Below are 21231 nucleotides of genomic sequence, written 5' to 3' on the forward strand. Positions count from 1 at the left end.
CTGGTTTAAACGCGCCCTCGTGCCGATTTGCGCAGAGGGCGACTGTGCCGAAATGGTGTTTATGGCAGCTGCGTGTTACAGTCGCCAATAGCAGCAAAAATTCTGTGAGATTTTCTTAAGTTTTTCGGCTAGAGAAACTTACTAATGATACCATGCGCCGGCTTCTCTGTCATGGTGTGCGTGGCAGCGTTAGCCTTTAGCTAAAAGGTGCGAGTATTGATTTATGACTAATCTGCAACAAGAGTTCGATGTCATCGTGGTTGGCGGCGGAATGGTCGGTGCTGCGATTGCTTGCGGCCTGGGTGGCAGCGCTTTGAAGGTTGCCGTGATAGAAGCGCAAGCACCGGAGCCTTTTGCTCCCGAACAAGCGCACGATTTAAGGGTTTCGGCTTTAAGCATCGCATCCAGAAAAATTTTGGAATCCGTCGGCGCCTGGGATGGCGTGGTTGCCAGAAGATACTGTCCGTTTCGACGCATGCGGGTTTGGGAAAGTAGCGGCGATACCACGTTCGATAGTGGCGATATCCGTTTTCCGGAATTAGGCTATATAGTCGAGAATCGAGTCACGCAATTAGCCTTGCTCGAGCGTCTTGCGGATTTTGAGAACGTAAGCGTGTTAATGCCGCAGGCGATCGACAAAATTCTATATGACGGCTGTTCCGCTCGGGTGCAATTAACCGACGGTGCCGAGTTGCATGCGCGTTTATTGGTGGCGGCCGACGGCGGACATTCCAAAGTTCGGCAGGCGGTCGGTTTAGGCGTCACCAGCTGGGATTACAATCAGCACGCCTTGGTGTTGTATGTGGAAACGGATTATCCGCAACAAGACATCACTTGGCAGCGCTTTGTGCCTAGTGGGCCTCAGGCTTTTCTGCCGCTGACCGGGCATTTCGCCTCGTTGGTTTGGTATCACTCGCCGGATGAAGTGCGGCGTTTGAAAGCCTTGCCGTTCGACGCATTGCAACAGGAGTTGGTTGCCGCGTTTCCCGAGTGTCTGGGTACTATCAAGCGCATCGTTGCGGTTGGCAGTTTTCCGTTACGGCGCCAGCATGCGCAGCAGTATGTCAAGCAGGGGGTGGCGTTAGCCGGCGATGCGGCGCATATGATAAACCCGTTAGCCGGGCAAGGCGTCAATATCGGCCTGTTGGACGCCGCAGCTTTGGCCGAAGTGTTGGTCGATGCGGCGCATGCCGGGCGGGACATTGCGGATGTCACGGTGTTAAGGCGTTACGAAGCCATGCGACGCAACGAAAATCTCAAAATGATGACGGTCATGGACGTGTTTTATCAGTCGTTCAGCAACGACATCATGCCGATCAAATTAATCAGAAATATAGGATTGGGGCTGGCGCAACGTTTATCCCCGGTGCGGAAAAAAGTGATGAAGGCGGCGATGGGCTTGGAGGGGCAGTTGCCCAAGCTGGCGCGCGGCGAATCTTTAAACTTGAGATAGGGCGGTTTCCGGCCTCAATATACTCGGCTGATCGGTTTTTTTGTTCGGCTGCTGTTGCAAAGAGCAAAAATCCGGTGCCATTCGGGTATATTAATTCTTGGCAAGCGCCTCAAGCCGCTATGAGGCGGTTGTTGTGTTTATTTGCCGGATACGTATCGAGATAAAGTGTTGACGATACGTTGTCTGAAGTCCGGGTCGGTTATCGGTTGGGCGTTTTGGTCGGTAATGTAAAACATATCCTCAGCGCGGCTGCCTATGGTAGTGATTTTGGCGTCGTGCAATTGAATTCCCAGTTCGTTGAACGCGTGCCCTACCGAGGACAATAAGCCTGCTCTGTCGGTGGTTACCAATTCTATGCTGCTCAAGCGCTTGGGCGTGTCTTCCAAAAAGGTAATACGTGTTTGAATCGGGAAATGCTTGGCCTGACGGGATTGTTTGTGAAAATTTTTAGAGGTTTTGACTTGTTTTTCGCGCAAGCATTGTCTTAATGCGTCGCAGATGTGGATTTCGCGATGCAAATCGATAATCGCTTCTCCCGACTGTTCCAATACCTGAAAGCTATTCAGTACATAATCGTCGTCGGAGGTAATGATACGCGCATCCAAGATGGTTAGGCCCAGATAGTCTAGGGTCGCTGTACAGATGGTGAAGATTTGCTCCTGGTTTTGGGTATAGACGAATACTTCGGCGCTGCCGCGCTGGGTTTGCGGTCGTAATAGTACTAAAGGCAAATCGTGTTCGGAGCTTGCGGCAATCGCAATGGTATGCCAAGCGATTTCGTCCGCCGAATAACGCATGAAATAATCTTCGCTCAAGTGCTGCCACGAATGTTCTATGGTGTCTTGTTTTAACCCGAGTTGGCGCAAAATGGCTGTGGCTTCCGTTTGATTTTCTTTGATGCATTCGGAACGGGCCAAGGGGTTGTGTAAGCCGCGGTGTAGTGCTCTATGAGTGGCGACGTACAGGTCTTTCAGCAGCGCGTCTTTCCAGTTGTTCCAAAGGCTGGGATTGGTGGCACGGATGTCGGCGACGGTCAGTAGATAGAGATAATTGAGGTATTCGATGCTGCCGACCTGCAATGCGAATTGGTGTATCACGTCCGGATCGCTGATGTCTTTGCGTTGCGCGGTCATAGACATCAGCAAGTGATTACGCACCAGCCAAGTGATCAATTTCGTGTCGTGCTGGGTTAAGTCGTGTTGCTGGCAAAACTGGCTGGCGATAGTTTCGCCGAGCATGGAATGGTCGCCGCCGCGGCCTTTGGCGATATCGTGAAACAGTGCGGCGACGTATAGTACTTCCGGTTTGGGGACCAGCATGAAGATGTTGTTGCAAAACGGTAGTTCCTTGCTGTGCTTATCCAGTGCAAAGCGGCGCAAATTCCGGATGACGAACAACGTGTGTTCGTCGACGGTATAAATATGGAATAAGTCGTACTGCATGCGCGCGACGATGTTGGCGAAATCCGGCATGTAGGCGGCCAGCACGCCGTATCGGTTCATGCGTTTAAGCTGGTGGGTAATGCCGCGCGGTTGCCGGAGTATTTCCACGAACAGCCGATTGGCGGTTTTGTTCTGTCTAAACTGCGCGTCTATCAGTGGCAGATGTTTGCGAATCAAGCGAATGGTGCCGGCCCTGATGCCTTTTAACGAAGGCGCTTGCTGCAACAACAAAAAAATTTCCAAAAGGGCGAGCGGCTCTTTCTCGAATACGTCTTCGTGGCTGGCTTCCAGGTAGCCGGCAATGGCCGAAAAATTTGCGGTAATCGGTATTGGAATTAGGGTTTCAGAATTGTTGATCAGGCGTTCGTTCAATAACTGCAGCAGCATCTCGTTCAAGCATTCAATTTCCGCCACCGTCTTAAAAAAGAACTGCATGAAGGCTTCGACGTCCGGTTGCTGTTCGTGATCGGCGAATCCGAATAGTTTGGCCAGCTCGCGCTGATAATCGAATAGCAGCCTGTCCTCGCAACGGTTAGTGACGGTGTGCAGGGCGAAGCGCAGTCGCCATAAATTGTCGCGCGCGGCGATTAAGCTGTCGTATTCCGATTTCGGCAAAAAGCCGTATTTGATCAGTTCGTGCAACGAATCGGCGTTGTAATGATGTTTGAACACCCAGCCTATAACTTGTATATCCCGTAAGCCGCCGGGACCTTCTTTGATATTCGGTTCGAGGTTGTAAGCCGTATCGTGGTATTTGCCATGCCTTTGTTCTTGTTCTTCCATTTTGGCCAGGAAAAACCGCTCCGACGACCACAGTTGGCTGGCGATGACTTGTTTTTTCAGGGCTCTGAACAAGGATTGGTCGCCGGTGATCAGGCGCATTTCCAGCAGGCTGGTGAAGATGGTTTGATCCTGGCTGGCTAAAGCGGTGCATTCGAATACGAAGCAAGTGCCGAGGCCGGGTTTCAAGCCGATGTCCCAGAGGAAGTTGCTGAATGCCGACAGCCGCTCCTGGACATTTTCGGAAAAATTTTGGTCCAGTAAGATCAAAAGATCAATGTCCGAATAGGGGAATAATTCGCGCCTGCCATACCCGCCGGTTGCGACAATGGCTTGTTTGTTAGCCTCGTCGCCGAGAAAATGTTGCCAGCATGTGCTCAGCAAGTCGTCGATGAATTGGGCTTTTTCAGCAAGCAGGAGGTGCGGTGATGCGGTCGGGTCGAAGCGCTGCTTTAGTTGAGCGTTGGCTTGTTGTATGGCTTGTTTGTAAGCCGAAATCGGCGCGTGTTCTGAAAAGTAATCAGAAAAATTGAACGTCAATCGGCTTGGGGATACGTTCAAAATTCTTCCCGCCGCAAGGTCAGAATTTCGTATCCGCTTTCCGTCACCAGAATAGTATGTTCCCATTGGGCGGAAAGGCTGCGGTCTTTGGTTACCGCGGTCCAGCCGTCCGGCAGAATTTTCATGTGGCGTTTACCGATGTTGATCATGGGTTCTATGGTGAAAATCATACCCGGTAACATCATAGCGCCCTCGCCGAGTGTGCCGAAATGCATGACATGGGGTTCCTCGTGAAATTGTTTTCCGATGCCGTGCCCGCAAAACTCTCGAACGACAGAGTAGCGATTGCTTTCGGCGTAGGTTTGGATGGCATGTCCGATGTCGCCGAAATGCGCGCCGGGTCTGACTTGTTCTATACCCAGAAATAGGCATTCGCGCGTGATGTTGACCAAGCGTTTGGCATGCGGGCTGGTGTCGCCTATGCAAAACATCTTGCTGGTATCGCCGTGATAGCCGTCTTTGATAACGGTAATGTCGATGTTGACAATGTCGCCGCTTTTTAATTTTTTGTCGCTGGGAATGCCGTGGCAAATTTGGTGATTGATCGAGGTGCAAATCGATTTCGGATAACCTCGGTAGTTTAACGGAGCGGGAATTGCCTGTTGTTCGTTGACAATGTAATCGTGGCAGATACGGTCAAGTTCTTCGGTGGTGACACCTGCTGTGACGTGAGCTTCTATCATTTCGAGTACTTCGGCAGCTAACCTGCCTGCAATGCGCATTTTTTCGATTTCGTCCGGGGTTTTTATTGGGATGCTCATGGTGAGGCGGTGCGCTCAAAAAAGATGTATAGATTGACTGGCCGGACTAGCGGCATGGCGCTGTGTGCGGCTTGTTATGCCGCCCAGTCTACCAGACTTGGTATTGTTGTAAAATCACAATCATGGTATAAAGCCAAGTTCACTATGTTTAATACTCACGCTCGTCGACACGTCTGATAGGGTGCCGGTCATTTTTATGACGGTCATCAGGCGGGGCGGTGCGGAGGCGTAACCCATGCCGTAAACGGCAATTTTTAGGAGAAATCAATGGCAGCAGTGTCAATGCGTCAAATGTTGGAAGCGGGCGTTCACTTCGGGCACCAAACCCGGTATTGGAATCCGAAAATGGCATCCTTCTTGTTCGGTGCCCGCAATAAGATTCATATCATCGATCTGGAACAAACGCTTCCTATGTTTAACGATGCAATGAATTATCTTGGTCAAATGACCGCCAACAAAGGCACGATTCTGTTTGTAGGCACCAAAAAAGCCGCTCGCAAGGCGGTGGCCGAAGAGGCGAGACGCTGCGGCATGCCTTACGTGAATCACCGCTGGTTGGGTGGTATGCTAACCAACTTCAAAACCATCAAAAAGTCTATCAATCGTTTGAAAGAATTGGAAGCGATGAAGGCGGATGGTAGCTTGTATCAAAAATTCAGTAAAAAAGAAGCTTTGGGAATGGAACGTGAATTGGAGAAACTCGAGCGTAGCTTGGGCGGCATAAAAGACATGCGCGGTATTCCCGATGCGATTTTCGTGCTGGATGTCGGTTATGAAAAAAATGCCGTCATGGAAGCGAAAAAATTAGGCGTGCCGGTTGTAGGCGTCGTTGACTCAAATAATTCCCCGGAAAACATCGACTATGTTATTCCCGGTAACGACGACTCGATCCGCGCAGTCACTTTGTATTGCCAAAGCGCCGCTGCGGCGGTTTTGGAAGCTAAAGCGTTGCGTATGGATGCGGGCAGTAAGTCTGACGAGTTCGTCGAGGAAGTTGTCTCCGAATCGTAACATTCGCTGCCCGGCATTAGCTAACGCTGACAGCGACGGCGTTAGCTTTTGCTATCAACTTGATTTAAACGCCTCCATTGTGAGGCGTTTTTTTAGTTAACGAATTTGAGGAAATAGAGAATGAGTATTAGTGCGGCGATGGTGAAGGAACTGCGTGAGCGAACCGGTTCCGGCATGATGGAATGTAAAAAAGCCTTGGTGGAAGCCAATGGTGACATGGAATTGGCTATCGAGAATATGCGTAAAGCCGGCCTTGCCAAAGCGGATAAAAAGTCCGGTCGGATTGCGGCAGAGGGCATCATCGGTGTAAAAGTCTCCGACGACAACAAAACCGTGGTCATGGTCGACGTGAACTGCGAGACCGATTTTGTGGCTAAAGGCGAGGATTTCACCGGCTTTGTGAACGATGTTGCCGGTGCTTTACTAGCGGCTGAGGTGGAAAACGACGAGCAATTGCAAGCTTTAACCCTGGCGAGCGGCCAGAGCGTTGACGATACCCGCCGTGCGTTGATTGCTAAATTGGGCGAAAATATTACGGTAAGACGCTTTCAAAAATTTGCCACCGCTAGCGGTGGTCAAGCATGCTATCTACACGGTACCAAAATCGGTGTAATCGTTGAGCTAGCAAAAGGCGATGCCGAATTAGGCAAAGATGTTGCGATGCACATTGCGGCCAGTAAACCTATGTGTGTCTCGGCGGATCAAGTTGCGCCTGAATCCATTGAAAAGGAAAAAGAAATTTTCTTGGCGCAACAAGAAGAAAAAATCAAAGGTAAACCAGCGGATATCGTCGAAAAAATGGTTTCCGGCCGCATCAATAAATTTTTGGCGGAAGTGACCTTGCAAGGCCAAGCTTTCATTAAAGACGATAGCAAAACGGTTGCTCAGCTGTTGAAAGAAAAAGGCAATGACGTGGTACGCTTTGCCCGTTTTGAAGTCGGTGAAGGCATAGAGAAAAAAGAAGAGAACTTCGCCGAGGAAGTGATGGCGCAAGTCAGAGGTTAATGCCTCGGAAAGACAAACCCGGTTCTTACCGGGTTTTTTCTGTATCAAAAGATTGCCTAAATCACGCTAGAGGATTAGCCGGTTGAATATGAGCCAGATTATTTGTCAAAGAATTTTACTTAAATTAAGTGGCGAAGCGTTGATGAGCGAAAAGGGTGGCAGTATTGATCCCGATATCGTTCAACGTTTGGCTCAAGAAGTTAAAGAATTGTGTGATGCGGGTGTGCAGGTTGGCCTGGTCATCGGCGGAGGAAATATTTTACGAGGCGCTGAAAAGGCTTCGGATGGTTTAAACCGGGTTACCAGCGATCAAATGGGGATGTTGGCGACGGTGATTAATGCTTTGGCGATGCAGGATGCGCTGGAATATCTCGGGCAACCCGTCCGCGTGATGACGGCGTTGAAGATTAATCAGGTTTGCGAAGACTATATTCGGCGGCGAGCGGTACGGCATTTGGAAAAAGGCCGGGTGACAATATTTGCCGCCGGTACCGGCAATCCTTTTTTTACCACCGATACCGCGGCGAGTTTGCGTGCGATTGAGATCGACGCCGAGTTGATGATTAAAGCGACTAAAGTGAAAGGCGTATATTCGGCCGATCCGAATAAAGAGCCTGATGCGGTGTTTTATTCGCGTTTGACTTACGACGAAGCGATCGATCAACGCTTAAACGTCATGGATACGACGGCGTTGGTATTATGTCGGGATAATAATCTGCCGATGCGGGTGATGAATGTTTTTGAACCTGGAGCAGTAATGCGTTTAATGCGCGGCGAAGATATAGGCTCCCTAATCGTGAGGAATTGAGGAAACAATAATGATCAGTGATATTCAGCAAGACGCCGCGGCGCGTATGGCGAAAAGTATTGAAGCGTTGCAAAAAGCATTCAGTAAAATTCGTACCGGGCGCGCTCACCCGAGTTTATTGGATCAAATCAGCGTCAGTTATTACGGTTCCGAATCCCCGCTTTCTCAGGTTGCTAATATCTCTGTTGAGGACGCCAGAACATTAAAAGTAGTGCCGTGGGAAAAAGGCATGGTGCAGGCGATAGAAAAGGCGATTATGTCCTCCGGTTTGGGTTTAAATCCGGCTACGCAGGGAACGGTCATTCGCATACCTTTACCGGCATTGACCGAAGAGCGTCGGCGGGATTTAGTCAAAATAGTCAAAGCCGAAGCGGAACAAGGCCGGGTTTCGATTCGCAACATCCGTCGCGATGCCAATGCGGCCATTAAAGATGCATTGAAAGACAAGCTGGTTTCCGAGGACGATGCGCGTCAGGGTGAAGATAAGATTCAAAAATTGACCGACCAATACATCAAAGAGGTAGAGAAGCATCTGGAAGAGAAAGAAGCCGATCTGCTGTCTATTTAACATACGAATTAGCTGCAGACCTTTGGAATTCCGATATGGCTCGCGATCTTGGCGGCAAAATAATCGTTAACGGCGAAAAACCTAAGCATATTGCCATTATCATGGATGGCAACGGACGCTGGGCGCAAAAGCGCATGATGCCGAGGATCATGGGACACCATGCCGGCGTTAAAGCCGTGCGAAAAGTGGTTGAATATTGCGCGAAGGAAGAAATTCAAGTGTTGTCGCTGTTTGCGTTTAGTAGCGAAAACTGGCGCAGACCGAAAGAGGAAGTCAGCCTGCTGATGGAGTTATTCATGAGCACGTTGCAATCCGAGGTGGATAAGCTGGATAAAAACAATATCCGGCTACGGATAATCGGTGACAAATCGGTATTTCCGGAAAGTTTGCAAAATAAAATATACGCGGCCGAGCGTCAAACCGCCGAAAATAGCGGACTGACCTTGGTGATAGCCGCTAATTACGGCGGACGTTGGGACGTTACCCAAGCGCTGCGGACCATTGTTGCCAAGATCGGCGCAGGGGAAATCGCCGAGCACGAGGTTAGCGAGCAAGTGATCAGCCAACATTTAACCACGGTCGATTTGCCCGACCCCGATCTTTTCATTCGTTCCGGCGGCGAGGAACGGGTCAGTAACTTCCTGTTATGGCAACTCGCTTATACGGAACTGTTTTTTACCGACGTATTATGGCCCGATTTCGATCAAGAAATGATGCAAAAAGCGGTCGACAGTTTTAAAAGCCGGCAACGGCGCTTTGGGCATACCGGAGAGCAAGTCGTCGATAAACGCGTTTTATAACCAATAACTACAACTATAAATTTACGATTATGTTACACCACCGCATTCTTACCGCCTGCATATTGGCCGCAGTCGTTGTTTTGGCCGTATTTCAATTGGAAGCGATTTACTTTTCGTTATTTGTAGCTTTGATTACGCTGGCCGGCGCATGGGAATGGTTGGCCTTGAGCGGCGTGGAAAAGTTGAGTCGGAGGCTGATATTTTTGGCTGCGTTAATTTTTCCGATGTTGGGAGTAACCTATTGGACTCTCTTTTTAGAGCTGCTGGGGGAGGCGATGGAGTGGCCGGAAGTGAAAGAATACTCCGATGCGCTCGAATGGTTCGTTGTCGTACCGGTATTGTTCTGGATTACAGCCATGGTACTGATTCGCCAAGCGGCGCCGCAGCTGTTGAAGGCGGAGTTTAAACCACGGCTGGAATTCTTTGTCGGATGGTTGATATTACTCTCTGCCTGGATGTTCCTAAGCAAGTTGCGGGCTTATTACGGTTCCAGCATGGTGCTGTATTTTTTGGTTTTAATCAGCGCCGCCGACATCTCGGCCTTTTTCGCAGGGAAAAAATGGGGCAAGGATAAGTTGGCACCTGAAATTAGTCCCGGAAAGACTGTGCAAGGCATGTACGGAGCTTTAACCTCGGCGATGGTTTGCGGAATCGGATTTTATGTATTCGGCAAATTGTTATTCGGAGATTCGGGCGAAAATCAAGACGATTCTTTGTGGTTTTTGAACGAATTGGTCTTAATCGACGTCATCATTCTGTCAGTGCTAACCGTGCTAATATCCATATACGGCGATTTATTTTTCAGTTTAATGAAAAGGCGTAAAGGCGTGAAAGATAGCGGCAATCTCTTGCCCGGACACGGCGGAGTATTGGATAGAGTCGACAGCATTATTGCTGCCACCCCGTTCTTTTATGCGGGTATTTTATTAATCGGCCGGATATTCTACTCATGAAAGGAATCTGCATATTGGGGGCAACGGGTTCGATAGGCGTCAGCACCTTAGACGTTGTCGGCAGGCATCCCGACTTATACAAAGTTGTTGCGTTGACGGCCAATGGCAATATCGATGGGTTGTTTCAACAATGTATGCAGCATCGTCCCGAATATGCCGTCGTGGTGGATGAAGCCAAGGCCGCCGATTTTTGCGAAAAAATTGCGGCGTCGCCAATAGCCGATATGTCCGTATTGTCGGGTCCTCGGGCATTGGAACAGGTCGCGACCTTGGCTAACGTCGATACCGTGATGGCGGCAATCGTCGGAGCGGCGGGTTTGTTGCCTACTCTTGCGGCTGCCAAAGCGGGTAAAACGGTATTGTTGGCGAATAAAGAAGCCTTGGTGATGTCCGGGCAAATATTCATGCAGGCCGTTAGTGCCTCGGGTGCAACCTTGTTGCCTATAGACAGCGAGCACAACGCTATTTTTCAGTGTATGCCGGCAAATTACGTTGCAGGTCATCGCGCCAAACAGGCCAGACGGATTTTGCTGACGGCGTCGGGCGGGCCGTTTAGAAAAACCCCCTTGGAGGCATTGCCCGACGTGACTCCTGAACAAGCGGTGGCCCATCCCAAATGGGACATGGGGAGAAAGATTTCCGTCGATTCGGCTACCATGATGAATAAGGGGCTGGAATTAATCGAGGCCTGTTTGTTGTTCGACATGGAGCCTGACGACATTCAAGTGGTCATACATCCGCAAAGTATCATTCATTCGATGGTAGATTACGTGGACGGCTCCGTGCTTGCGCAAATGGGTAATCCCGACATGCGGACGCCGATTGCCCACGCCATGGCATGGCCGGAGCGTTTCGACTCCGGCGTTGCTCCTTTGAATATTTTCGAGGTAGCGCATATGGATTTCGAACAGCCGGATTTACAGCGTTTTCCATGCTTGAAATTGGCATATGAAGCGATAAAAGCAGGAGGGATTATGCCAACCGTATTAAATGCGGCCAATGAAATCGCGGTCGACGCGTTTTTATCGGAGAAGGTTAGGTTTACCGATATAGCGCTGATTATCGAACAAAGTATGGCCCGGTTTGCACCTGAATCGGCCGATACCTTGGACTTGGTGTTAGCCGCCGACCGGAAGGCCCGCGATGTAGCCGAACAAGTGATCCAGGCGCTGTCCGCTTAATGGATACTTTGCATACCCTGTTTTACTTCAGCGTGGCAATCGCAGTGCTCGTGGCTTTTCACGAGTTCGGGCATTATTGGGTCGCGCGGCTAGCGGGTGTCAAAGTCCTTAGATTTTCGATCGGATTCGGGAAGAAATTGTGGGCGTATCAAAAAACGCCCGAGCAAACCGAATTCGTATTGTCCGCCGTACCTCTAGGTGGTTATGTCAAGATGGTTGATGAACGCGAAGGCGAGGTTAAACCGGAAGACTTGCCCTATGCATTCAACCGTCAATCAGTCGGTGTCCGCACGGCGATAGTGATGGCCGGTCCTTTGGCGAATTTACTGTTGGCGGTCACTTTGTTTTGGTTGGTATTGATTATCGGCGAAACCGGTCTAAAGCCGGTGGTAGGAAATATCAGCCCTGACAGTTTGGCGTACGAGGCCGGTTTTGAAGTCGGCGATGAAATTATCGCCGTCAACCAAAAAAGCACTCCGACCTGGAGTTTGGCATTCGATGAATTGTTTTCCTTAGCGATAGACGGCGCTCAAGATATTGTTGTAGACGTAAAAGCCGGCGACGGCAGTCAGAAGTTTAGGGTATTGAAATTCGCTTCCGCCGATTTGGTGAGTCCGGACGTATTAAATAGCCGTCTGGGTTTGCAGCCTTGGATGCCCAAGATAAAGCCGATTATCGGAAAACTATTGGACGGGGGCGTGGCGAAGCAGGTAGGCTTGCAAGTCGGTGATCTTATCGTTAGTGCCGATAACCGTCCCATAGCCGATTGGCAACAATGGGTAGAGTACGTTCAAGCTAGACCTGATAAGGAAATTACCGTTCTGCTTGAGCGGAACGATGTACAAACTTCGTTACAACTGACGCCGATTCGAGAAGAGCCCGAAGACGGTAAAGTCGTGGGAAAAATTGGCGCCGGTCCTTTAATTCCCGATAACCTGATGCAGGATTTACAGGTGGAATACTCGATGTCGCCGCTGGCTGCTGTGCCGGTTGCGTTGAATAAAACCTGGTTTTATTCGGTTAGTACGTTAAAAATGATAGGCAAAATGTTTATCGGCGCCGCCTCTGTCGAGAACTTGAGCGGGCCTATTAGCATAGCGCAGTATGCCGGCCAATCTGCTGAAGTGGGGTTTACTGCCTTTTTAAAGTTTCTCGCATTGGTTAGCGTCAGTTTGGGCGTATTGAACTTATTGCCCGTACCCGTTCTGGATGGCGGCCATTTGCTGTTTTATTTCATTGAGTTTATCAAAGGCAGTCCTGTACCGGATAAGATGCAATGGTATTTTCAGCAAATCGGTATGTTTTTGCTGATGTCCTTGATGACCTTGGCGCTATTTTTAGACCTGGACCGTTTATTTCAGTAGATCTGAACGAACGCAACGCCGCCTTGTCTGCCCATTATCTTCCAAAACCTAATTGGTTCATCTTATGAAAAAATTGATGCGCGTTTTGACTACGATGTCAGCGTTAGTTGCTTTAACGACCGGATATACCGATGAGTTAGCCATTAAAAAGACTTTAGGCGAGTTTGTTCCCGGAGCTCGTATAGACTCGATTGCCCCGATGGAGATTAAAAGTCTGTACGAAGTGATTGCCGACGGCAACATTTTTTATGTTTCTGAGGATGGTCGTTATTTACTGCAAGGCCAAGTGTTCGATTCGGTCGAAAAGAAAAATATTACCGAAGATAAAATGGCAGGCGTAAGAAAACAGGCGTTAGATAAGGTTGGCGAGCAAAACATGATTGTCTTCAAGCCTGATGCTAACAAACACATAGTGTCTGTTTTCACGGATATCGATTGCGGTTATTGCCGTAAACTGCATTCGGAGATCGATCAATATCTCGCACAGGGCATCACCGTGCGTTATTTGTTTTTCCCTCGAGCCGGCAAAGGTTCGGACTCTTACGCAAAAGCTGTTGCTGTTTGGTGTTCTGCAGACAAACAAAAAGCTCTGACTTCGGCCAAAAAGGGCGAAACCGTGCAAGCCAAGTCCTGCGATAATCCGATAGACCGGCATATGCAATTGGGCGAGGCATTCGGTATGAGCGGAACGCCGATGATTGTGACGGAAAAAGGCAATGTTTTGCCGGGTTATGTTCCCGCGGAAAAGCTGGCCAAAATTCTTAATGCCGAATAGTTTACGGTCATGTATGTTTTGCTAAAACTGACGTCCTAAAAAACCTGTCTGCCGAAACACAATCAGGTCCTATTCCGCTATCCCATCTACGCTTTCTTTTTTATTAGCTAGTGCGAATGTCTGAGGGCATTCGCTTTCCATTCTATAAATCGGACCGACATAAGCGCTGTCCGGATTAGTGCGGCCTGCATAATCCGAAATCTATTCAGTCTTGCTATTTCTACTTTGAAGCATGCCCATCCTTAGAACAGAAGTCGTGTTCGGGCCCCATTGTTTTTCCGAATTCGCTCGGTATCATCCTGTTTGCTCCTAATGCGTTAATCTTATAGGAGACGTAAAATCCGTTATTTTGGTAAATGTTAAGATCACTCATACTGGGTTTGCGTCTAAAGTTAGTCAAGCTCAAGATGGTTTGATTGAACGATGACAACGCTTTTGTGTCGGATCTAAACAATTGAGATATGAGCGACCGGATTTAATTGACGGGTTTTACTGAATCAGGAGAGAAAATGCGAATTAAGTTGCCTTTCGAAATGAATATTCCAATCGCGGGAGAAGCGAGCGTCGAAATTGATAAAACCATGAGAGAAGTATTTTATTTCATAGGTGAGCGATTTTTCGATAATTATCCTAAATGGGCGCAGGAAGTTATTGGTTTCGAGGCTCTTGATGGTGTTGAAGCCAGAGTCGGGGCAAAAGCCAAGCAACTACGGCAGGAGCCCGATGGAACATTCGAATCGATATTCGAAATCATTGAATATCAACCTTATGCCACAGTAGTGTTTCAAGGCATTCGAGATCCCTATAAACACCACTATCAATTGCAGGGACAAGAAACCGAAAAACCAACCAAACTGACGTTTCGCTTCGAACTTTTGGAGCTGGACGTATTTATGCGGCCCTTCGAAAAATTGATACGCTATGCGATCGAAGAAGGGGCGGAAAATACTGTAGAAAATATAAAAAACCTAATCGCGGCTGAGTGCTGATATAAAACCTATTTATTCGGAGTTGTCAATATGGAGTTTGTAGTTCATAAAGATACGGGATTGATTCCACAAGTGTTGGCCGCCATCCTGGATGAATGCGTCAATGGCGTTACGTTAGCTGATCCTGATCTGGAAGATGCACCAATTGTTTACGCTAATAAAGCGTTTGAAAAATTAACAGGTTATAGTCGAGAAGATATTGTAGGTAAAAATTGCCGATTTTTACAGGGTAACGATAGAGATCAAGAAGCTAGGTTTATAATTGCCGAGGCGATTAAAAATCGAGAAACCGTAGAAGTAACTCTGAGAAATTATAAAAAAGATGGAACTTTATTTCACAATAGATTGAAAATAGTTCCTTTGTTTGATAAAAAACAAAGAGTTATTTATTTTTTGGGTGTGCAGCACGATATTACGGTACAGGTAAATAATACTAATGAATTATTAGAGCTAAACGGCATTATTAATGCTTTAAAAAAATAAAACATTTGCGTGTATAAGGTATGAGCTCAATTAATAACGGTTCTAATCCGGATTTGCTACTTAATCAAAGTTTACTCGGACTAGCGGTTTTAGCCTTCGTCGTATTATTAGTGATTGAGAAGCGAAAGCCTTATAGGCAGTTTCCGTCCAAAGTGTATAAAGAATCAATTGTGACGAATACCACGGCATTTTTGGTTAACAACATCATTCTTACCGTACTCAAAGCATCCTCATTATTTCTGGTGGCGCAAGAGTTTTCATATTTAGGTTTGTTAAACGGAATGCAAACCGGGCCCGTTAAATTTTTGTTGGTATTTGCCCTATTTGATTTTGCAATTTATCTTTGGCATGTTGCCGGTCATAAGTTTGAATGGTTATGGCGATTTCATAAGGTGCACCACAGCGATAAAAGTTTTAACGTGTCTACCGGGTTTAGGTTTCACGTGCTCGACTTGCTGTTGGAAATAGTTTACAAATGCATATTTGTTATTTTAATAGGTGTAAATGCCTATTTGGTTTTATCGATAGAAATTATCGAATTATTTTTTATATTTTTTCATCATGCCAACATTAAAGTGCCTAATGAAGAATATGTTTCTAATTTTATTATCACCCCGTATTTGCATCGAGTTCATCATTCGAAAATACGCATAGAACACGATAGTAACTACGGCATTGTTTTGTCCGTTTGGGATAAGATGTTCGGTACCAGAAAGGAGTTGGTTCCTGCAAATATAGGTTTGGATTTAATCGAGGCGGAAAACTTCGTGCAATTGTTTTCGCTGGCGTTTATTACCGAACGAAAAATCAGGCAGCTTTTAGGCTTAATTCCAAAAGGCAAACGATAACAAATCAATGTAGTACGTTAACTAGGCATCGGGATGATTATTAAAACCAAAAAACAAATCCCGGATAGCGGAATAACCGATCCGAAGATTTTTCAGCAAAGAAGGCGGATTATAAAAGCGCTCGCTCTGGCACCTGTTTTGCCTTTGCAAAACACCTATGCAAATCGCGATAGCATAGAGAATAAATCGTTTGCTAAGCTGAACAAGGTGGCGCCTCATTTGGAAAATGTGGACCTAACTCCGCCACAATTCGTCAAAAATTTCACTAATTATTACGAGTTTTCTTTTGATAAAGAAGAATCCTCGCAATTGGCAAGCAAGCTTGTAGTATCCAATTGGAGCTTGGAAATAGCCGGCGAGGTGGAGGTTCCGAAAAGGGTTTATATCGAAGACTTGCTTAAGTCGGCGTTGCTTCAGGAATATAGGTATAGACTTCGTTGTGTGGAAGGTTGGTCTATGGTCGTGCCTTGGATAGGGCTTCCGTTATCCGGAATATTGAGTGCAGCTAAGCCCTTGTCGTCCGCTAAGTTCGTAAGGTTTACCTCGATATTTCAGCCGGAAAATATGCCCAAGCAAGCTAAGGGTGCCATGTTGGACTGGCCGTACGTAGAGGGTTTAAGAATTGATGAAGCCATGCATCCATTAACCATCCTGGCGGTTGGCATGTACGGTGAATATTTGCCTAAGCAAAATGGGGCGCCGGTTAGATTGATTGTGCCATGGAAATATGGGTTTAAAAGTATAAAAGCGGTTGTCAAAATAGAATTGTTGAAAAGGCAGCCGATAACAAGTTGGAATAAGTTTGCAGCCGATGAATATGGGTTTTATGCAAACGTAAATCCCAAAGTGCCGCATCCTCGTTGGAGTCAACATTCGGAACGGGTGTTGGGAACGGGTTTTTTTACGCCCAGACGTAACACCGAATTATTCAACGGCTACGGGGACGAAGTAGCATCAATGTATAGTCAAATGGATCTGCGGCAATTTTTCTAATGTCATTGAAGCTTGATAATATCAGAATTCCGGTGGCGCTTTGCTGTTTGTTGCCTTTGTTTTGGTTGTTGTTGGATATTTTATTGGATAGATTGGGTGGCAATCCGATTCAAGCCATTACTATTAGGTTAGGGGATTGGGCGCTCCGATTTATTTGCATCACCTTAGCGATAACGCCGGTTCAAACGATTACGAATTGGCGTGGCATGGCCGATTTTAGGCAAATGTTCGGAATGTATGCTTTTTTTTATGCTTCGTTACATTTGTTGGCATACTTATTCGTTGACCATGCAGCGGCCTGGCATACCATATATGTGGATATAATCGAAAGCATTTATTTATGGATGGGGGTAATCGCTTATTTCGTCATTTTGTTGTTGGCGGTGACTTCTCCAAATTCAGCTAAAAAACGTTTAGGCAAAAATTGGAAAAAATTACACCGTTTTATATATTATGCCGCAATCATTGCTGTCACTCACTATATTTGGCAGCTGAAGGGCAATTTAATCCAACCCTTGGTTTATTTGATTTTAGTGATTTTGCTATTAGTTTTCAGAATGATGGTTTGGTTAAAAAGTCGCCAGTTGAGTAAATTGATGTTGCCCCGCGGAAAATCCGTACATCTCGATCAGAGCGATTGAGGAGATATAAAACTCGCTATATGTGGAGGTGAAACATGAACCAGCCAGCCGTATTAGTGACCGGAGGAACAGGGTTTCTGGGTAGCGCTTTAGTGAAGCGATTACTGGCCGGCGGATATGCCGTTACCGTATTCAGCCGAAGTTCGGCTAAGGTGGCCGGCCGGTTCGATGCGTCCGTTAAAGCCGTCACTCGCATTGACCAATTACCTGAAGCGGATCAATTTTTTGCCGTGGTAAATTTGGCCGGAGCGGGTATTTTCGACGGTTTTTGGACGGCTGCGCGCAAGGCATTAATCAGGAATAGCCGAATCCAGTTCACCTTGCAGCTAGTCGCTTGGATGACGGCGGCTAAGAGCAAGCCGGCGTTCGTTAGCGGCTCGGCGATAGGCTATTACGGTAATCAAGCGGAGCGAATCCTGGACGAAGACAGTAGGCCGGTTAACGATTTCAGCCAGCAGCTTTGTGCGGATTGGGAGACGGCGGCCCGCACGGCAGAGCTTGCTGGGATAAGAGTGTGTTTGATTCGTACCGGTTTGGTGTTAGGTGACAAAGGCGGCATTCTAAACAGGATGTTGCTGCCGTTCCGAATGGGGTTTGGTGGCAGATTGGGTAGCGGGAACCAATGGATGTCTTGGATACATATCGACGATTGGATCGCCATTGTTATGGCGATGTTAACCGATTCGACGATGACGGGCCCTTATAACGCGGTGGCGCCGGAACCCGTGACCAACCGCCAATTCAGCGCGGCACTGGCGGGCCAATTGCATAGACCCATGCTCATGCCTATGCCGGAACGCTTGCTAAGATTGGTTTTGGGCGAAATGGCCGATGTGTTGCTGGGTAGTCAACGAGTCGTGCCTAAGCGCCTTTTAGCGAGTGGATTTCGCTTTCAATTCAATCAGTTAAGTCAAGCGCTACACAATATTTTAAATCCGGTTTAATCCGCATGTTGATAGATTCTTTGTCTTTATTATTGGCATTTACCTCGTTCCTAAGCGGTTACGAAGTCTGCTTGATTGCGTTGGCACTTGGCTTATTGATTTATGCTGTTACCCCTGAGCCCGATGTCGGCTACGAGCCGCGTACTCCGACGAGCTTGTATTTTTATTTGCAGTGGACTTGGTTGGGCTACATCAAACTTAAAGACGCATTTTGGCCGTTTTTTATTCTGTATAACAGTTTATTGTTTTACATCGATTACCGGATCGACCAAGGTACTTTTACGGTCGCAAGCTGGGTGACCATGCACATTATCATGGCTATGCCGTTGATTTACTGGACCGGAGCGGTGTGGCGCTGCTCCAAAAATTGTCAACGGCGGTGGAGTGGGGTGGCGGCGCGTTGGCTGGTCGTTGCCGCCTATTTAGACTTGGCACTACGCTGGGTGATTTATCAGCATTACCCGAACATTATGTTCAATTGTCAGCAAATGATTATTCATTGGGGCGATTGCGTTTAAACGCCCATGCATCGCAGTTATTCAACCTCGTTGTTCATTTTTCGGCGAGATTTACGCCTTTATGATAATGCCGGCTTGAATGCGGCCTTGACAAACTCCAAGCGGGTGTTTGCCGCATTTGTTTTTGACCCCGAACAAATCGAGCCTCATGCCTACCAAAGCCGTTTCGGCTTGAACTATCTGTTGGAAGCCGTGCAGGATTTGCAGGAACAGTTGCGCGCACGCGGTGCGCGCTTGCATCTTTTTTATGCTGCTCCCATCCAGGTGTTATCCGTCTTGCATCGGCGGTTGAATTTGGCCGCGGTTTTCGTCAATCGCGATTACACGCCGTTCAGCAAACGAAGAGATTCCGAATTGGCGGCGTATTGCGGGGATCACGGGTTAGGCTTTTTTCAGCATGCCGATGCGTTGTTGAACGAGCCGGAAGCAGTGGTCAAAGCCGACGGCGGCCGCTATCAGGTGTTTACCGCTTTCTACCGACAAGCGCACGCCATTCCCGTCGCGCAACCTCGCGAGTTAGCGGCCGGCGAATTCGTGATCGACGCCGTACCGGAAGAAATCGAGTCACCAGCGCGATTTGCAGGGCCCTGCAGCAGTCCGTTGCGGGGCGGGCGCGCTCAGGCATTGCAACGCCTGCAGCAATTGTCCAAGCTGGTTGCTTATAGTCTGCAACGCGATTTTCCGGCGCTGGAGCAAACTAGCGGATTGTCCGCTGATTTGAAGTTCGGTTGTTGCTCGATACGGGAAGCCTACTTCGCCGCGGTTTTGAATCTTGGCTCCGACCACGCGCTGCTCAGACAATTTTATTGGCGGGACTTTTTTTACCATATCGCCGTTGATTTTCCACACGTATTCGGCCACGCTTTCCAGCCGCGATTCGACCATTTGTCTTGGCGTAACGATTTAGCCGAATTTGAAGCTTGGGCGGCGGGACGTACCGGCTTTCCGATAGTGGATGCAGGGATGCGGCAGTTGAATCAAACCGGCATGCTACCCAACCGGCTTAGAATGATAGTTGCGTCGTTTTTAGTCAAAGATCTACACGTCAGTTGGCGCTGGGGAGAACGCTATTTCGCCCAGCGATTGGTCGATTACGATCCTTGTTTGAATAACGGCAATTGGCAATGGGCAGCCTCAACCGGCTGTGACGCGCAGCCGTATTTTCGAATTTTTAATCCTTGGTTACAGCAAAAAAAATACGATCCGGATTGTGCTTACATCTCGCGTTGGCTGCCCGAACTTGCCCAGTTCGCGCCGCATGCCATTCATAATTGGCACATTAATCCTTTGGCCTGCGATTATCCGCCGCCCATGCTCGACCACGCCGAGCGTAGTCGTCAAGCCAAAGTGCTATTTCATGACATAGCCTCTGATAAATAATGGAACCCATATTAATCGGTATAAGCAGTTGTTTACTGGGTCATACGGTTAGGTATGACGGTGCGCATAAATACCACAGTTATATCGAACGCACGCTCGGTCAGTATTTTCAGTTTAAACCGTTCTGCCCGGAGTATGCCGCCGGGTTGGGCGTGCCGCGTCCGGCGGTTCAGCTGAGAGAATTCGGTGGCGAGGTGCGCGTCGTCGGGGTAAAAGATCATAGTTTCGACGTTACCGAGCAACTGCGGGAAACCAGCGCCCGTCAGAGCGACTGGCTTGCTCCGCTGTCGGGATATATCCTGAAAAAGGATTCGCCAAGCTGCGGCATGGAGCGAGTCAAGATTTATAAGAACGACATACCGGCTAAGACCGGTGTAGGTGTGTTCGCCCAATTCATGCAACGGCAATTTCCCGATTTGCCGGTAGAAGAAGAAGGGAGACTAGGTGATCCGATGCTGAGAGAAAATTTCATTCAACGGGTTTTCGTACGGCATCGTTGGTTGGAATTAAAGCGAAGCGGCTTGAGCAAGCATGGCTTGATCACCTTTCACAGCCGACATAAATTGATTGCGATGAGTCACGAGCAAAATCGTGCCAAAAGTTTAGGCCGTATGCTGGCCGATGCCGAGACCGGCACTATCGATCAGCTTGCCGCCCGTTATTTCGGCGAATTAATGGCCTGCTTGCAAATCGTTGCCACCCGCGGTAATCACGTCAATGTGTTGCAGCATATACAGGGTTATTTAAAGCATACATTAGACGGCGAGGACAAAAAGGAATTAGTGGAGACCATCGAATCCTATCGGCGTGGCGAGGTACCGTTAATCGTGCCGTTGACGTTGTTGCGGCATCATTTTCGCAAGCAGCCCGATCCTTTTATCGATGCGTCGTTTTACATGGTTCCTCATCCTGCGCAATTAGCCTTGCTTAACGAAATTTGACGACCTCGTTATACAATGCCGGTGTTTTTCGG

Annotated in this window: 21 protein-coding genes; 19 read left to right on the forward strand and 2 right to left on the reverse strand. The window is 48.1% G+C overall.

From position 1 onward, the window contains the following. The first annotated feature begins 232 nt into the window (after positions 1 to 232). The gene (locus tag F1E05_RS04195) at positions 233 to 1453 is read left to right on the forward strand and encodes an FAD-dependent monooxygenase (RefSeq protein ID WP_150051789.1); all 1221 of its coding nucleotides are present in this window, start codon (positions 233 to 235) and stop codon (positions 1451 to 1453) included. Positions 1454 to 1590: 137 nt separating this feature from the next. Here the strand turns inward: F1E05_RS04195 and glnD are convergent, their stop codons facing one another. Beyond that, entirely contained in the window at positions 1591 to 4215 is a 2625-nt protein-coding gene (glnD, locus tag F1E05_RS04200; RefSeq protein WP_232056854.1) for a [protein-PII] uridylyltransferase, read from the reverse strand. Positions 4216 to 4232: 17 nt separating this feature from the next. Next, on the reverse strand, positions 4233 to 4997 hold the full coding sequence (gene map, locus F1E05_RS04205) for a type I methionyl aminopeptidase (protein WP_150047026.1): 765 nt from the start codon (positions 4995 to 4997) through the stop codon (positions 4233 to 4235). Positions 4998 to 5264: 267 nt separating this feature from the next. Here map and rpsB point away from each other — a divergent pair, with 267 nt between their 5' ends. From rpsB to F1E05_RS04295, 18 genes are all read left to right on the forward strand, one after another. After that, a complete protein-coding gene (gene rpsB / locus F1E05_RS04210; RefSeq protein ID WP_150047028.1) occupies positions 5265 to 6008 on the forward strand; it encodes a 30S ribosomal protein S2 in 744 nt (247 codons plus the stop codon). Between the two features lie 120 nt (positions 6009 to 6128). Beyond that, a complete protein-coding gene (gene tsf, locus F1E05_RS04215) occupies positions 6129 to 7013 on the forward strand; it encodes a translation elongation factor Ts (protein ID WP_150047030.1) in 885 nt (294 codons plus the stop codon). Between the two features lie 88 nt (positions 7014 to 7101). Next, positions 7102 to 7821, forward strand: coding sequence for a UMP kinase (gene pyrH / locus F1E05_RS04220; protein ID WP_150047032.1), 720 nt, complete (start codon positions 7102 to 7104; stop codon positions 7819 to 7821). 10 nt (positions 7822 to 7831) lie between these two features. Then, a complete protein-coding gene (frr, locus tag F1E05_RS04225) occupies positions 7832 to 8389 on the forward strand; it encodes a ribosome recycling factor (protein ID WP_150047034.1) in 558 nt (185 codons plus the stop codon). 35 nt (positions 8390 to 8424) lie between these two features. Further along, complete coding sequence (locus F1E05_RS04230; protein WP_150047036.1) at positions 8425 to 9189, forward strand: isoprenyl transferase; 765 nt, start codon at positions 8425 to 8427, stop codon at positions 9187 to 9189. A gap of 29 nt (positions 9190 to 9218) precedes the next feature. After that, on the forward strand, positions 9219 to 10142 hold the full coding sequence (locus F1E05_RS04235) for a phosphatidate cytidylyltransferase (protein WP_150047038.1): 924 nt from the start codon (positions 9219 to 9221) through the stop codon (positions 10140 to 10142). Next, positions 10139 to 11323 carry a 1-deoxy-D-xylulose-5-phosphate reductoisomerase gene (gene ispC / locus F1E05_RS04240; protein ID WP_150047040.1) on the forward strand — a complete coding sequence of 395 codons (1185 nt, stop codon included), beginning with the start codon at positions 10139 to 10141 and terminating at the stop codon, positions 11321 to 11323. Before F1E05_RS04235 ends, ispC begins: the two co-directional genes overlap by 4 nt. Beyond that, entirely contained in the window at positions 11323 to 12687 is a 1365-nt protein-coding gene (gene rseP / locus F1E05_RS04245; RefSeq protein ID WP_150047042.1) for an RIP metalloprotease RseP, read from the forward strand. The genes ispC and rseP overlap by 1 nt, the downstream gene beginning before the upstream one ends. A gap of 64 nt (positions 12688 to 12751) precedes the next feature. Beyond that, complete coding sequence (locus F1E05_RS04250) at positions 12752 to 13462, forward strand: DsbC family protein (protein ID WP_150047044.1); 711 nt, start codon at positions 12752 to 12754, stop codon at positions 13460 to 13462. Positions 13463 to 13971: 509 nt separating this feature from the next. Further along, a complete protein-coding gene (locus tag F1E05_RS04255) occupies positions 13972 to 14451 on the forward strand; it encodes an SRPBCC family protein (protein ID WP_150047046.1) in 480 nt (159 codons plus the stop codon). A gap of 30 nt (positions 14452 to 14481) precedes the next feature. Continuing rightward, positions 14482 to 14934 (forward strand): PAS domain-containing protein, encoded by a 453-nt coding sequence (locus F1E05_RS04260; RefSeq protein WP_150047048.1) that lies wholly within the window; start codon positions 14482 to 14484, stop codon positions 14932 to 14934. A 20-nt stretch (positions 14935 to 14954) separates the two neighbouring features. Then, positions 14955 to 15782, forward strand: coding sequence for a sterol desaturase family protein (locus F1E05_RS04265; RefSeq protein ID WP_150047050.1), 828 nt, complete (start codon positions 14955 to 14957; stop codon positions 15780 to 15782). Positions 15783 to 15815: 33 nt separating this feature from the next. After that, positions 15816 to 16775 (forward strand): protein-methionine-sulfoxide reductase catalytic subunit MsrP, encoded by a 960-nt coding sequence (gene msrP / locus F1E05_RS04270; protein WP_150047052.1) that lies wholly within the window; start codon positions 15816 to 15818, stop codon positions 16773 to 16775. After that, entirely contained in the window at positions 16775 to 17416 is a 642-nt protein-coding gene (locus F1E05_RS04275; protein WP_150047054.1) for a protein-methionine-sulfoxide reductase heme-binding subunit MsrQ, read from the forward strand. The genes msrP and F1E05_RS04275 overlap by 1 nt, the downstream gene beginning before the upstream one ends. A gap of 35 nt (positions 17417 to 17451) precedes the next feature. Further along, positions 17452 to 18360, forward strand: a complete 909-nt coding sequence (locus F1E05_RS04280; protein WP_150047056.1) for a TIGR01777 family oxidoreductase — start codon at positions 17452 to 17454, stop codon at positions 18358 to 18360. A 5-nt stretch (positions 18361 to 18365) separates the two neighbouring features. Next, on the forward strand, positions 18366 to 18878 hold the full coding sequence (locus tag F1E05_RS04285) for a hypothetical protein (RefSeq protein ID WP_150047058.1): 513 nt from the start codon (positions 18366 to 18368) through the stop codon (positions 18876 to 18878). A gap of 6 nt (positions 18879 to 18884) precedes the next feature. Then, positions 18885 to 20258, forward strand: coding sequence for a cryptochrome/photolyase family protein (locus F1E05_RS04290; protein ID WP_150047060.1), 1374 nt, complete (start codon positions 18885 to 18887; stop codon positions 20256 to 20258). Then, complete coding sequence (locus F1E05_RS04295; RefSeq protein WP_150047062.1) at positions 20258 to 21199, forward strand: YbgA family protein; 942 nt, start codon at positions 20258 to 20260, stop codon at positions 21197 to 21199. The genes F1E05_RS04290 and F1E05_RS04295 overlap by 1 nt, the downstream gene beginning before the upstream one ends. The last annotated feature ends 32 nt before the right edge of the window (positions 21200 to 21231 follow it).

Source organism: Methylomonas rhizoryzae, from assembly GCF_008632455.1.
Lineage (GTDB): Bacteria > Pseudomonadota > Gammaproteobacteria > Methylococcales > Methylomonadaceae > Methylomonas > Methylomonas rhizoryzae.